The organism is Neptuniibacter sp. QD37_11, assembly GCF_047778105.1.
GTDB lineage: Bacteria > Pseudomonadota > Gammaproteobacteria > Pseudomonadales > Balneatricaceae > Neptuniibacter.
In genome coordinates this window covers 2466604-2479520 of record NZ_CP180552.1, presented here as the reverse complement: position 1 = coordinate 2479520, position 12917 = coordinate 2466604, and the positions used below count along the sequence as shown (strand labels likewise).

The 12917-nt window shown below is 40.7% G+C and carries 13 protein-coding genes; 3 read left to right on the top strand and 10 right to left on the bottom strand.

The genetic code is table 11. The features are described from left to right. Positions 1–245 precede the first annotated feature (245 nt). From ACMXYT_RS11485 to ACMXYT_RS11460, 6 genes are all read right to left on the bottom strand, one after another. Entirely contained in the window at positions 246–512 is a 267-nt protein-coding gene (locus ACMXYT_RS11485) for a hypothetical protein (protein ID WP_415911462.1), read from the bottom strand. A gap of 151 nt (positions 513–663) precedes the next feature. Next, positions 664–1143, bottom strand: coding sequence for a DoxX family protein (locus ACMXYT_RS11480; RefSeq protein WP_415898775.1), 480 nt, complete (start codon positions 1141–1143; stop codon positions 664–666). A gap of 15 nt (positions 1144–1158) precedes the next feature. Beyond that, positions 1159–1941, bottom strand: coding sequence for a putative DNA-binding domain-containing protein (locus tag ACMXYT_RS11475; RefSeq protein WP_415898774.1), 783 nt, complete (start codon positions 1939–1941; stop codon positions 1159–1161). Then, positions 1931–2842, bottom strand: a complete 912-nt coding sequence (locus tag ACMXYT_RS11470; RefSeq protein ID WP_415898773.1) for a DUF692 domain-containing protein — start codon at positions 2840–2842, stop codon at positions 1931–1933. Before ACMXYT_RS11470 ends, ACMXYT_RS11475 begins: the two co-directional genes overlap by 11 nt. 27 nt (positions 2843–2869) lie before the next feature. After that, a complete protein-coding gene (locus ACMXYT_RS11465) occupies positions 2870–3157 on the bottom strand; it encodes a DUF2282 domain-containing protein (protein WP_415883922.1) in 288 nt (95 codons plus the stop codon). 52 nt (positions 3158–3209) lie between these two features. Then, positions 3210–3686 (bottom strand): YHS domain-containing (seleno)protein, encoded by a 477-nt coding sequence (locus ACMXYT_RS11460; protein ID WP_415898772.1) that lies wholly within the window; start codon positions 3684–3686, stop codon positions 3210–3212. 519 nt (positions 3687–4205) lie between these two features. On the opposite strand from ACMXYT_RS11460, the gene ACMXYT_RS11455 reads away from it, so the two are divergent. Beyond that, positions 4206–4751 carry a TetR/AcrR family transcriptional regulator gene (locus ACMXYT_RS11455; protein ID WP_415898771.1) on the top strand — a complete coding sequence of 182 codons (546 nt, stop codon included), beginning with the start codon at positions 4206–4208 and terminating at the stop codon, positions 4749–4751. A 65-nt stretch (positions 4752–4816) separates the two neighbouring features. On the opposite strand, the gene ACMXYT_RS11450 is transcribed toward ACMXYT_RS11455, so the two are convergent. Continuing rightward, positions 4817–5239: a hypothetical protein gene (locus tag ACMXYT_RS11450; RefSeq protein WP_415898770.1), complete on the bottom strand. Its 423-nt coding sequence runs from the start codon at positions 5237–5239 to the stop codon at positions 4817–4819. Between the two features lie 179 nt (positions 5240–5418). Continuing rightward, positions 5419–6267 (bottom strand): substrate-binding periplasmic protein, encoded by an 849-nt coding sequence (locus ACMXYT_RS11445; RefSeq protein ID WP_415904121.1) that lies wholly within the window; start codon positions 6265–6267, stop codon positions 5419–5421. Positions 6268–6486: 219 nt separating this feature from the next. Here ACMXYT_RS11445 and ACMXYT_RS11440 point away from each other — a divergent pair, with 219 nt between their 5' ends. Together ACMXYT_RS11440 and ACMXYT_RS11435 are read left to right on the top strand one after the other, a co-directional pair. Continuing rightward, complete coding sequence (locus ACMXYT_RS11440) at positions 6487–8952, top strand: methyl-accepting chemotaxis protein (RefSeq protein ID WP_415911461.1); 2466 nt, start codon at positions 6487–6489, stop codon at positions 8950–8952. A gap of 58 nt (positions 8953–9010) precedes the next feature. Then, complete coding sequence (locus ACMXYT_RS11435; protein WP_415898767.1) at positions 9011–9469, top strand: CreA family protein; 459 nt, start codon at positions 9011–9013, stop codon at positions 9467–9469. Position 9470: 1 nt separating this feature from the next. On the opposite strand, the gene ACMXYT_RS11430 is transcribed toward ACMXYT_RS11435, so the two are convergent. Continuing rightward, the gene (locus ACMXYT_RS11430; RefSeq protein WP_415898766.1) at positions 9471–11786 is read right to left on the bottom strand and encodes a putative bifunctional diguanylate cyclase/phosphodiesterase; all 2316 of its coding nucleotides are present in this window, start codon (positions 11784–11786) and stop codon (positions 9471–9473) included. Beyond that, a complete protein-coding gene (locus ACMXYT_RS11425) occupies positions 11764–12810 on the bottom strand; it encodes a spermidine/putrescine ABC transporter substrate-binding protein (RefSeq protein ID WP_415898765.1) in 1047 nt (348 codons plus the stop codon). Before ACMXYT_RS11425 ends, ACMXYT_RS11430 begins: the two co-directional genes overlap by 23 nt. Positions 12811–12917 lie beyond the last annotated feature (107 nt).

The following is a 12917-nucleotide window of genomic DNA, read 5'->3' as shown; positions in this document are numbered from 1 at the left end:
TGAATGCATCACTGCGTAGTGTCGTGAGATGCAAATGTACAAAAGGTGCGATAGATCAATTGAAGGCTGTTAACATCAGTGTTGATGGCAGGCCTGATAGCAAAATCAGGGATTGAGATTATAAGGTAGTGTTTGTTCTGTTCTGAAGACAATGACACTGAGTTAAGAATGCCTGTCTTTTGAAAATAAATAAGCGAAACCTGATTGGAAGAGATAATGAGTATTAATTTAAAAGTTTCTAAAGACTATCTGTAAACCTCGGCGAGAGTGGGTCTTTCATCCCTTGGGTATTCAAAGATAGACAGTGAGTTACCGTATTTCTCTTTTAGCTTTGCGACTAACTCTAGATCGGTCATTAAAGAATAGCTGTTCTTTACATCATCAGCATTTTTAAAGTGGCGCCAGCCATTTGTACTGAAAGAAGCGATGACCTCCAGATCATGTTTGATAACTAACTTTTGCCCAATATTTATTTGTAAATCTCGAAGCCTTTGTTGTTGATTTGGAGTCATTATAGCCAGCTTATTGCTGTCAAACGGGGCTACACTTTTAAAGTTACTTCTATTGTCCATTTGCATCATATGTATCCTATCTGATTGATTAACTCTGGGTAGGGATATAAGAGGAAGCCTTAAATTTGACTTCCTCTGAGCCTAGCCAGTTCTAAGTGAGTATTTTTTTATTTAGGTGCATTTTCGGGTTAATTCTTTGGGCCACATTATCGAGTGCAATAGGGCCGGAACCGTAAATGATGATGTGAGTTAGAAGAAGGCCCCAAATGTAGTGCAAATAAAGTGCTGCTGGTGCTATTTCGATAAGGCTAATGACAGCGACAAGGTTTACGATAAATAGCCCTATGGCTGCTAAGCGAGTTAATAATCCTGTAAATAATAAGATGGGAAGGGTTAGCTCACTCATGGTTCCAAGTACAGCAGCTAGTTCAAATGACAGGAAGGGGACTTGATACTCCTCTTCAAAAAGAAATAGCGTAGTGTCCCAATCCTGTATTTTGGTTAAACCCGCATTGAAAAATACTTGGGCTATGTAAAACCTAGCCAATATAGATGCCACAATATGAGCTTTATTGAGTACTTTTTCGTGGTCTAAATAATTTTGGTATGTGCTTCTAATCCAGTGAATCATTATGAGCTCCTTATCTTATCGCTTGCAGAGTTTTTTTAGCCATTGTTGTTCAATGGCTTCAGATAACCATTGGCTAAAGTCAAACTGATGGAATTGCCCTAGAAGGTCAGAAAGGCTGTGGCCAGCTTGTATGGCTGAGAACCATCGATACTCTGCTTCAGAGATTGATTTGATGCAGGGAAGATGGTCTCTTTGGTAGATCACAAACCAGTACGGTTTATCTTGAGGTATGAGAACAGTTAATAGGTTTTCACTGTTAAGTAAGTCTTTATTTCTGCCTGGCTGATGGAGTCGCCAAAGCTCATCAACTCTAATGGCACTTGTTAGCAGGTTTATATGTTCTCCTAGTTGGATATAAACCGTGCCTAAATCAGTGTCGGAAAGGTGAGAAAGAGAAGCAATATCCAAATGTGTCGCTGTACTTCTTGCCGCTTGCTTTAAATGCCATTCAAGCTTTGCGGTTGCTTCCAAATAAGGATGGTCTTGTTGTAAAGGGCCTTTCTTTATTAGAGCTGGTAAGCTTTTACCATAGTCTGCCCAGTCACCGCTGTTAGGTAGCTCTATCTCTAGAAGCTGCTGAGTTAAAAGCCTCATGGGTATAGGCCCCAGCATTTTCGCAATGACTGGATAGTTTAGAGACAGCGCTCTAGTTGCGGTAACTAACAAGTTGTTTCTATAGATTTTGATTCCTTGTTCCGCAGGGTGGAATAGATGTTCGGTAGAAGAGTGAATGCCACTGAATATCATATTCATAAGTGCTGCTTGGCGGTTATCTAAAGCAGTGCGTTCAGATGGCATGTGCCAACTCCTCTGTTGGAAGAGTTAAGTTTTGCATGACTGATTTTGCGTATTCTGCTTGTTGTAATAGTTTTTGCCAGGAGGGTAGATCGTTATCCCATTCAATAAGGGTCGTAACGGGACCAGTTAATTGTAATGTGCTGTGGTACAACGCCCAACATTCGTCTGATACAGGTTGGCTGTGATCATCAATAATCAATTCACCCTGCGTCACAGGCGCATAACCTGCTAGGTGTATTTCAGCTACGGCGTTTATGGGAATTTTATCTATCCAGTCTTTAGCATTGGTTAAAGCGGGCTGTTCACTGAAATTATGAGCATTAACAAGTAAGTTATTCAGGTCGAGTAACAACCCACAATCGGTCAAGTGTACTAATTGTGAGAGAAACTCCGTTTCGCTCATTTGTGAATGGGGAAAAGTAATATATGCGGACAAGTTCTCTACTAGAATTTGTCGACCGAGTAATTGTTGAACTTGGTCAATATTCTCCGCCATAACCTTTAGGCTTGCTTGCGTAAATTCAAGCGGTAAAAGATCTCCTGCGTGCACTGATTTCCCATTTAAATGGCTCCAAGTAAAGCAAGCGTGATCAGAGATTAAAATGGGGTGAATCTGCTGTGACAGGCGCTTTAAGCGCAGCAGATACTCTCTGTTTATCCCAATTGCTGAACCTAGACCCATCGATGTAGAGTGCAAACTAATTGGATACTGTTGAGCAATATCGTTTAATAGTTCAGGGATAATGCCGCCTTCGGCAAAGAAGTTTTCGGCATGCAGTTCTACAAAATCAATGGACGATGTTCCCAGTAATGCCTCCTTATAATGCTGGTGGCGTAAACCCACACCGATCATCGCTTTACAGGTTTTTTTGGTAAATTTATCCGTGTAGAGGCAGGACATCTTTGTTCTCCTAATGAGCGTATTTCATTACGATTTTTGCTGTTCGGCGTAACGTTTTTTAGCTTCAGCTTTCAGTAGGCCTCCCATCTCTTTACAAGTGCCTTTTGCGACAAGTTTCCATTCGCCTGGGTCGTTATCGGTTTTGGACTGGCCTGCACATGAATGTGTGCCGGCTAAATTGCCACAATCATTTTGGCCTGCAAGTGCAACGCCGTAGCACTTTTCTTTACCTGCTGCGTGAGCAGAGGGAAGGGTTGCAATGGTTGAAAGAGCGACTGCTAGAGCGGTTGTTGCTACATGTTGTTTATTGTTCATTTTGGTTTTCTCCAGTTCCTTTGAACTCATGTAAATATGGGGGCACTGTTAATTATTCTTCTGCGTTTGCTTGAGCGATTGTTAGGTCTTCAATGCCACGCCAAATGCGATCTGCAGTTTTTAGATGACCTGGAATATCAGTCAGCCATTTTTTCTGCACATCTTTATTTAAATTGAGGTAAAGCTTGTGGTCCTTGATATAGAAAGCACTTGGGTCTACGTCTAGCTTCTTGTTAAGTGCTACACCCATTGCACAGTAACCACCAAATTGTGGAGCGTATTTATCTGCATTGGCTTTAAATAGATCGCGGTTTGATGCATTACTGAAACGATAGATCGCCCCTTCATGCGTTGCGGTGAATTTAGCTGAGCCTTCAATCGCTTGGTTTTGTGTGAAATACGCAACTGGGTCGTAACCTTTGATCGCTAAATCGTTGGTTCCAATATTGATTGCTTGAGCAAAGCTCATACTGCTCATTAATAGTGCGCCCGCTGTAGCAGCCATTTTCAGTTTTTTTGTAAATTTCATTTGGTTTTCCTCTATCAGCATTAAATGAACCTCAACGAATTTTGGTTCTAACTGAATGATGGGTTTTGAGAGAAGGTTAGGACTGACAGGCAGACAGTAAGCCGCTAGCAGTCCTGTAAATGGAGTTGATGCTCCAAAACTTGGTTGGGGTACTGATTTACGAAATTCTGCTTTTGCAATAGGAGAGATTAAGGCACTGCATATCAAGCTGAAGGTCATTGCCTTGTTTAGCCGAGATTCAACAAATTTAGATAATGTGCTGACTGAAGATAAGTTAAATCCGCAGAATAGAGTTGAAACAACCTGATTCATAAATCCCTCCCTAAAGTGGTAGAACGGTTTGTCTACTCAATAAAATAGACAGGTCGGTCTACTTGTGTCAATCGTTTTTTATAAATTAATTTTCAAAAAGTAGAAGGAGCATTCAGCTAGACGCATAAAATCAGTTGGTTTTTTTATTAGAAGTAGACAAATCGTACTACTTTTGCCAAGATGGAATGGCTTTGATAGGAGATAACAATGAGTCAAAAGAGGCAGTTACTGATTGATACTGCGTTAAAGCTTTTTTACAGAAATGGCATTAATTCCATCGGTATAAATGAAATTTTAAAGTCGTCAGGGGTTGCTAAACGTACCCTTTATAATCATTTCGAAAGTAAAGATGCATTGGTGTTGGCAGCCTTGGAGCAGAGGCATGACAACTTTATGGCTTGGTTAGAGAAAAAGCTGGTTGGTACTCAATCTGAAACAGATGTAATTGAAGCTGTGTTTAATGCGTTAAATGGTTGGTTTAAGGGCTTGGAAGCAGAACTAGGAGATTTTCGAGGCTGCTTTTTTATTAATACTTCAGCCGAGTTTAGTGATGTTGAATGTGAAATATCTCAATACTGTGGCTACCACAAACAAGAGGTTAGAAATTTAATCCAGAAGTATTTAGGGAAGGGGAATCCTGATCTTTTGGATGCAATTTGTATTATGCAAGAAGGGGCTATTACGATGGCCTATATGACAGGTAATTGCGACGAAATTACTGATAAAAGCATCGAAATTCTTAAAAAGATCTAATGTCGAATTTTATTTTTAAGCAGTTGCTGTTGCATGTAAACCATTCTTAATTTGTAAACTAAAAATTATACATGGTCATCAATAAATCGTAGTTGATGGCCATGAACCCTTTCGAAAAGTTCTGCTTTTGTAGGGCCTGCACCTAGAGGGTAATTGGTAATGGAAAGCGCTTTTCCATACTTTTTTGTCAATTCCGCGATAATTTGGGTATCAGATAAATTTGAGTAGTTTTCATTGAAGTCACTACTCTTAGCAAAATACCGCCAACCGTTTTCGGCAAAAGAAGCAATGAGCTTTCCTTGATGTTCTATGACGGTTGATTGTGGGATCGTTGCTTGTTCATAAAGTATCTTTTGCTCCTCTTCCGTGCTCAAAATTTGTAGTTCTTTCGGATCAAATACTGAATGAATTTGGTTTAACTCAACTTTGTTTGAGTCTATTTTATAACTATTAGCTTGATTAATAGGGTAATTCGATGGGACTTTCATCTGCGCTTATCCTTGTTGCTGTATACCCAAGTGGGGCACGAGCCACATAGAGTAGCGTTGTTGCTAGAAGTTATTTACACCATAAGTCCATAAAAAAGCGACGTTACTCCAAAGTTAAAGTATGGAATCTACTGCGAGGTGTGGAGCTAATTAGAAAGTTCCCCTTTGGTTCGGACTACTCAATCCTTCTTTGTAGCTTGCTTGAAATACTGGTCATAAAGCTTTTGTGTGTAACCCTCTTGTTTCAGTTGATCCAATGCTTGGTAAAACTGATAAGCGACTGAGTCTTTGTCCACTATGGTGTAAAAGTTCTTAATACTGATTTCGTCATCAGGTGAAAAGTTAGGGTTTGGATATTCAGAAAAGAGTTTGGACTTGCGGGAGAATCCCATATTCATCGGAATAAAAGCTTGGTTGATCGCATTGTGGTGGATCTTTATCCCGATATCTTCATATCTATCTAAGTAATTTACTTTCTTATAGTGATCTACGATCTCGATATCAGCAATGTAAAAGTCACCTCTACCTGTTTTGAGTGCTTCGATGACCTTTTCCATGGATAGCTTGCCCATCTGAGAAATGGTCAACTTAGGGTAGATTTGGTTCCATTCCAGCTTACTGCTTGAGAGTTCAACAATAAGCCGTCCTTCAATCCCATCCATGGATTTTATTTCAGGTCGATTATCTAGGGATATGAGTACCTCTTTTGTTTGCAGTCCATTTGGAAGATAGAAAATATAGCCTGTTCTCTTTTGTGAGAAAGAGGAACCGGGATAGAAATCGACTGTTCCCCTCGAGAGCTCAAAATGAAGCCGCTTTTTGGGGATTCTGACAACAACTAGCTCATAGCCGATACGTTCCGCTGCTTTTTCAAAGAGGTCTAAATAAAGCCCTGAATTATCCCCGTTGCTTCCAATTAAAGGAGGTTTAGCAATCGCTTTGTAGCCCATAATGATAGTTTTCTCATTAGCGTTAGCTATGGGTGACAGTGCGAATAACAGGAGAAACAGCGATAGAAAATACTTCATATTTTTCTCTGAGTTTAAGCCGAAGGTCAGCTTTCTGAAAAGCTGAAACTACTTCCAGTATAGCTAACATTATTTTTTGCGAAGCGTAAATGGGTCGTTCTCCCCCTTGGTTTATACCCTTGCATTTTGTCCGTTAATAATTGCGCCAAATTGGTGCAGTATACTTGCGTTATTAAGTGTAATTTTTTGTAGTTAATGACCTAAAAGGCAAGCCTTGAGATGAGTAAGACATCGTTCTTCGACGGTATGAATATTAGTAAAAAGCTGAGAATCAACTTTTTGTTAATTGGGTTGATTCCATTTGCCGTATTGGCTTTGATCGCTATCTATAAAGCGAGTAGCTCCTTATCGGAGCAAAGTTACCAACAGTTAGATGCCGTGCGCGGTATTAAAACTAAACAAATCGAAAATTTTTTTGAAGTGAGTAAGCGCGATGTCATTGGGCTCTCTAATGTTGTCGCTACCTTTATCAAAACTGATTCATTGTCCGACGTTCTTTTGGAGGTCAATGTTGAGGGTAAAAACTTATTTTCAAAATACTTAGATAGCTATGGTTACTATGACCTGTTCTTGATTGAGCCTGATGGCTTTATCTCTTATACCGTGGCTTTAGAAGCGGATTATCAAACCAACTTAATGTCTGGGCAGTACAAAGATTCCAACTTAGGCGATCTTTTTAGAAAGGTAGTTGAGACTGAATCATACGCGATAGTTGATTTTGAGCCTTATGCACCGAGTAATGGTGCGCCTGCTGGGTTTATTGGAGCGCCAGTGTTTAATGATGCTGGAGAGTTGATACAAGTTGTTGCTTTACAAATTCCTCTTGATCCTATCAATAAGATCATGGGAATCCGCGAAGGTATGGGTGAGAGTGGAGAGTCCTATCTGGTGGGATCTGACTACCTCATGCGTTCTGATTCCTACCTGGATCCGGTAAATCATTCAGTAGAAGCATCTTTTGCAAATCCTAAAAAAGGGAGCGTCAAAACGGAAGCGGTTAAGGATGCATTGAGTGGCCAAACAGGCAGTCGTTTAATCGTCGATTACAACGGTAACCCAGTATTGTCGTCATTCACACGTTTAGATCTTGATGGGGTTCATTGGGCTCTATTAGTTGAAATAGATGAAGCCGAAGCCTTTGCTGCAGTCTCAACGCTAAAACTCTGGATAGCGATCATTGGTGTTCTCGGCGCTACCGCGATTATCGTCCTTGCTTGGAAAATCTCTGCAGGTATTACACGACCAATCCAACTCTTATCGAAAACCATTTCGGATGTTGAAGAAAAAGGTGATTTTTCAGCTCGATTACCCGTGAATTCGCAAGATGAAATTGGTCAGGCAAGCCTTGCCGTAAATACTTTATTGGAGATGACTCAACAAGCGTTAGCAGATACTAAGCAAGTTATGAGTCAGATGGCTGAGGGTAACTTTTCAATGCGGGTTAAGCGTAATTTGAAAGGTGATCTAGCCGATCTCAAAACAGCGATTAATCAGAGTGCCGATCAAACTGAAGCAAGTATGCACGCGATTGGTCAGTTGATGGAGCAACTCTCTGCGGGTGAATTTGATAGCCAGATCGATACTAAACTACCGGGCCAATATCAGGTCATGTTGACTATTACTCAGGATGCTATGGCAAATATTGGTAGTGCGGTAGCGAGTGTGAATAACATCATGGCTGCGATGGCTAAGGGGAATTTCGATGGCCGTATTAATGATGTTCTTCCAGGGCAATTAAATACGCTTAAAGAAAATCTGAATGATTCTTTAGAAACGATCAGTGCTGCTACCGCTGAGGTGGTCCGAGTTTCAGATCTTCAAGCACAAGGTAATTTAGTTGCCAGGGTTCAAGGAAAGTACTCAGGCCGATTTGAAGAGTTGCAGGCGTCTATTAACTTCGGTCAGCAAAGTATGGGGACGCTCGTTAAAGAGGTAAGAAACGCTGTGCTCGATGTCTCTGGGGCTACTAAAGAAATTTCGCTAGGTAACCATGATCTTTCAGAGCGCACTCAGCAACAAGCTGCTGCTTTGGAAGAAAGTAGTGCATGTATGGATAAGATCAGCATTGCAGGACGCAGTACAGCAGGTGATGCTCAAAAGGCCAAGCAAGTGACTGATCAAGCTCAGGATTTATCTCAGCAAGGTACTGAGGTGATGGCTCGTGCTATCGATGCAATGACAGAAATTAAAGACTCCAGCAAACGCATCAACGAGATTACCGGTTTAATTGATAGCATCGCTTTCCAAACCAACTTATTAGCGCTTAATGCAGCGGTAGAAGCTGCTAGGGCAGGTGAACAAGGTCGCGGCTTTGCGGTTGTAGCGAGCGAAGTTCGTCAACTATCGCAACGCTCAGCTCAAGCGGCCAATGATATTAAAAAGTTGATTGCTGACACCGAGGAAAGGATTGAAGAGGGATCTGATCAAGTACAACTTTCTTCTGAATCTTTACAAGGTATTACCGAGAGTATTCAGCAAATGTCACAATTGGTAGGTCAGATCTCAGCCACCAGTAAAAATCAGGCCGACAGTATCGATTCAGTTAGTGGTTCTATCATCTCTATCGACAATTCAACTCAGCAAAATGCGGCATTGGTTGAAGAGGTTTCTGCTGCTGCCGAATCGATGCATGATCAAGCAAATCGTTTAAATGAATTGATGACACGTTTTACCACGGAAGATTAAGGCTGTTTTCAGAAAAATCATGCAAACTTAGCGGGCGTAAATTTATTTAGGGATGAAAATGAAAAAACTATTATTGGTTGCAGCGCTGTTAGGTTTGTCTGCTTGTAGTGATGAGCAGGAAGTTGGGGATGTATCGCTTGGAGTTTTAACTACTAAGGATATTAAGATCAGTGTATTGGTTGACCCAATAGTAACAGGCGTTACTTGTCATGTGGCAAGTATCGAAGCAGACTTGGACTTTGCTGATCCAAGTGATTCGTCCATTGCCTGCCGTCGCACAGGGATTATTAATAAAGCGATGCTTGAGAAAATCGATAAATCTAAATCAGGTGAAGTGGTTTTTAAACAGTCGAAAAGTATCTTCTTTAAATCGATGAAAATCCGCCGTATCTACGACCCTAAATCGCAAACCTTAATGTATGTCTCCTACTCCACCAAGGAAACATCGGGTAGTTATAAGCACAGCTTGTCTACTGTACCTCTTTGGGGAACAGAGGCGTATCAGAAAACCAAGTAAATTAGCTGTTTTGGTACTCTGTAAACCATTGTTCTAGGTCGCTAATCGGCATTGGTTTTGCGATGTAATAGCCTTGCTGGAAGTCACAGCCTGCTTCAATAAGTAGGTTGTGCTGTTCTTCTGTCTCGACCCCTTCTGCAACTACCGTAATCTCTTGGAAGTGGCATAGGTCTACCAAGCCTTTTGCCAGTGTTTGTTTCTCGGGTAGGGTGATTCTATTTACCAGCTCGCGGTCAAATTTGATGATATCCACTGGATAATCAACCATCTGCATCAGGCTGGTATAGCCCGTACCGAAATCATCGATGGCGATTTGGAAGCCTAATTTTTGTAGCTCACTCAACCAACCTAAGGCATTCTGTTCTTGGTTTAAGGCGAAAGTTTCTGTGATCTCTAAAATAATTTTATTCAGCGGGATCTGCGTATTTGTACTCAGCTTTTTTAGTGTTTTTATAAAACGTTCCGACCCTATTTCCGCGGAAGATATATTTATAGAAAGCTCAAACTGTTCTCCGAACAGTTCACCTAATTCGGGAAGGTCATTGAGGGCTTTACAGGCTACCCAGAGATCAATCTTTTCAAAAATACCTGTACTTTCCGCAATTGGAATAAATAGGTCAGGTGGGACAAAACCGAGTTCTTTTGAGTGCCAACGTAATAGGGCTTCACATCCTTTGATCGAGCCATCTTGGTTGATGATTGGCATATAGTTGAGAGTAAACTCTTTGTCGGGATTTAAGTTCTTTAACTTAGTTTCAATCTCTTTTCTTTGACGGTCACGTTTAGCCAGCTCTTTTGAATAGACCGCTTGTTTGTTTTTACCGGATTTCTTGGCTTGATACATAGCTAAATCAGCATTGGAGATTAGCTGGGATAATGTATGGCCGTCCTGTGGGTAAGTTGCTAAGCCGATGCTGGCAGTAACTGGAAAGTGCCCTAATTCAAAGTGATAACCGTCGGCGAATAGGTGCAGGATCTTCTCGCATAGTTTCAGTGCTTGTTCGGTTGATACATTTGGCAGCAGAACTATAAATTCATCGCCAGATAGGCGAAATGCTTGAGGAAGCTCCGCGTCGAATTTTTTTGCGGTAATGTTGATAATGTTATTTAAACGCAGGGCTACGGCTTGGAGTAATTTATCCCCCACCTCATGGCCGTACTTATCATTTACAAATTTAAAGTTATCTAAGTCTAGATAGATCAAGCTTATAACACTTTCGCTTTTTTCGGCTTCCGCTATTTGATGAGATGCTGTCTCGTAAAAAGCTGCGCGGTTGGGTAGCTGAGTCAGTGCATCTGTTCGAGATTGCTGGTGGCTTTTTTGATAAGACTGATGCAGTTGTTCATAGAGATTGTGGAACTTTCGGCCGAGTCGACCGATTTCATCATCAGATTGTGGGGCATCAATATTTTGTCTTTCATGCGTCGTGATCTCCGTGAGCTGTTGATCCAGTTGAGATATTGGCGCAGTGATAAATTTACGGATCAACAGTTGCAACAGAGTGAAGGTAATTAGTGATCCTAAAATTACAATAAATAGTAAGCGTTGTTTAAGGTTGGCTAGTAGATTACCCAAATAAGAAGGTGAGGGTGTTATACCTAAATAATAATTCGATTTGAGCTGAATATTTGCATACAGCTTATTGGCTTGAGGTTGATTGTACTTATCGGTAAATACAACGATCGCTTGGAACTCTTGTTGTACTTCTTTTAATAAAGTATCAAAGGCGCTGGGCTTTGCAGCAATGATGACTTTATATGTGTCTTCCAGTTGCACGATCAACGGGGTAGTGAGAGTGCGTGAATCGATCGCAATTCCCTGTTGCATAATGGTGCCATGCGATTGAAAGTGGTGTTCCCAAATATTTAGTTTCTTTTCTTCTTGAATATTTTCGGCTAAACGAAGTTGTTCATCTCGAATGGTAGAAAAAGGATCAGTGCTGTTTTCTATGTAAAAAAGAACATCATCATTTTCATCTAAAACAGCTAGGGAAATGAATTCGGTTAAATTATTGAAATAGCGCTCGATCGCTGATTCTAAGTTATTCGTTAGCATTCGATCCCGGTAAATATTGCTGGTGTCTCGAATAAAGTTTTCTAGGGTTTCCCCTTCAAGTAAAGAAACAAGATAAGCATCTAGAAAACGATCATAGGTCGAGAATTCAGAGTGCAGCGCGCTTAAGCGAAGATTGAGTTTGTGTTGCTCTAATTTTTGAATAGATTGGCTTTGTTGTTCGTACGCAAACAAGGCGGCTAGCGCATAGCTGACAAAAATAATCGGAAGTATGAGAAAGCTAGCGCGTTTGTTTAGATTCATGAATATTAACTATAGCATTCGTGATTCGTAGACGTTGTTTGATGTTCTCATTACTTAGCTTTTTGTAGAGTTCACTTTTGTTTTGGATCGCTTGGCTAGGGAAAACTTCAGGGTTATTTCTAAACTCTTCTGATAATTCTTTCAGTGCTGCCTCATTCGGGGTTGCGTAGTGAAGACGTTCAGCATTTTTGGCAGCAACTTTAGGTTGGTTTAAATACTCGATGAAATTTAGTGCTGTTTCGACATTTGTAGAGTTAGAAGGTATCGCCAAACAGTCGACCCACAACACTGTACCTTCTTCAGGGACAACGTATTTCCAAAGCCCCTCTTGACCAACTTTTTCATTCATTGCTAATTGATCACCGCCATATCCCACAGCCATATATAGTTGATCCGCTTTAGGTGAAGATTCTATAAATGTAATGGGATAGTCGTATGTCAAAACATAATCAACTTGCTGTTTTAAGCTGTTAAATGTTTTCTTTAATGTTTCTAAATTGTCAGTATTAAGAGGATCACCATTCATGAAGAGGACTGGAGCTAAGAGATCGGTATAGTCATTAAGCATACCTATATGACCTTTGAGGTCCTCTGAAGGCTGAATTATCTCTTTCCACGAGCGTGGTGGAGTTACCTTATCTGAACGGTAAATAATGCCGAATGTTCCCCAAAAGTAGGGGACTGCATATTTTCCACAACGTTCTCGCCAAAAACTCCCCATCAGCTCAATACTAGGTAAATTTTGTTCGTTAATTTCTACAAATCGTCCTTCTTCTCCAAAGCGCTCTGCAACGATTTCATCAACAACTGCTATATCAATATTGTGCTGATTTGCTTCTAGTAGGAGTGCATCACGTTTTTCATCGCTATCAAACTTGATTACCTCAACAGTATGACCCGTGCTGCTTTCCCACTCTTGTTCTACTTGGGGGTCGAGATAAGCATCCCAGTTGAGCATTTGAATAGTTTCAGCTTTGAGCTGAAGAGGGAGGAGTAATAGTAAAAAATACCAATAACGTCGCATACCAGACTCTCATTATTATTATTTTTGATCGGGCTCAATTAGCATTATCTTTTTTATAGCAGCCTTCGAGCGCTATTGATAGAGGCTTATTCGGAGTTTGGAATATT

What these genes read in the sequence shown, in the direction of transcription:
- ACMXYT_RS11485 (WP_415911462.1), bottom strand. Translation starts at nt 512, where the DNA reads ATGACTCCAAATCAACAACAAAGGCTTCGAGATTTACAAATAAATATT.
- ACMXYT_RS11480 (WP_415898775.1), bottom strand. Translation starts at nt 1,143, where the DNA reads ATGATTCACTGGATTAGAAGCACATACCAAAATTATTTAGACCACGAA.
- ACMXYT_RS11475 (WP_415898774.1), bottom strand. Translation starts at nt 1,941, where the DNA reads ATGCCATCTGAACGCACTGCTTTAGATAACCGCCAAGCAGCACTTATG.
- ACMXYT_RS11470 (WP_415898773.1), bottom strand. Translation starts at nt 2,842, where the DNA reads ATGTCCTGCCTCTACACGGATAAATTTACCAAAAAAACCTGTAAAGCG.
- ACMXYT_RS11465 (WP_415883922.1), bottom strand. Translation starts at nt 3,157, where the DNA reads ATGAACAATAAACAACATGTAGCAACAACCGCTCTAGCAGTCGCTCTT.
- ACMXYT_RS11460 (WP_415898772.1), bottom strand. Translation starts at nt 3,686, where the DNA reads ATGAAATTTACAAAAAAACTGAAAATGGCTGCTACAGCGGGCGCACTA.
- ACMXYT_RS11455 (WP_415898771.1), top strand. Translation starts at nt 4,206, where the DNA reads ATGAGTCAAAAGAGGCAGTTACTGATTGATACTGCGTTAAAGCTTTTT.
- ACMXYT_RS11450 (WP_415898770.1), bottom strand. Translation starts at nt 5,239, where the DNA reads ATGAAAGTCCCATCGAATTACCCTATTAATCAAGCTAATAGTTATAAA.
- ACMXYT_RS11445 (WP_415904121.1), bottom strand. Translation starts at nt 6,267, where the DNA reads ATGAAGTATTTTCTATCGCTGTTTCTCCTGTTATTCGCACTGTCACCC.
- ACMXYT_RS11440 (WP_415911461.1), top strand. Translation starts at nt 6,487, where the DNA reads ATGAGTAAGACATCGTTCTTCGACGGTATGAATATTAGTAAAAAGCTG.
- ACMXYT_RS11435 (WP_415898767.1), top strand. Translation starts at nt 9,011, where the DNA reads ATGAAAAAACTATTATTGGTTGCAGCGCTGTTAGGTTTGTCTGCTTGT.
- ACMXYT_RS11430 (WP_415898766.1), bottom strand. Translation starts at nt 11,786, where the DNA reads ATGAATCTAAACAAACGCGCTAGCTTTCTCATACTTCCGATTATTTTT.
- ACMXYT_RS11425 (WP_415898765.1), bottom strand. Translation starts at nt 12,810, where the DNA reads ATGCGACGTTATTGGTATTTTTTACTATTACTCCTCCCTCTTCAGCTC.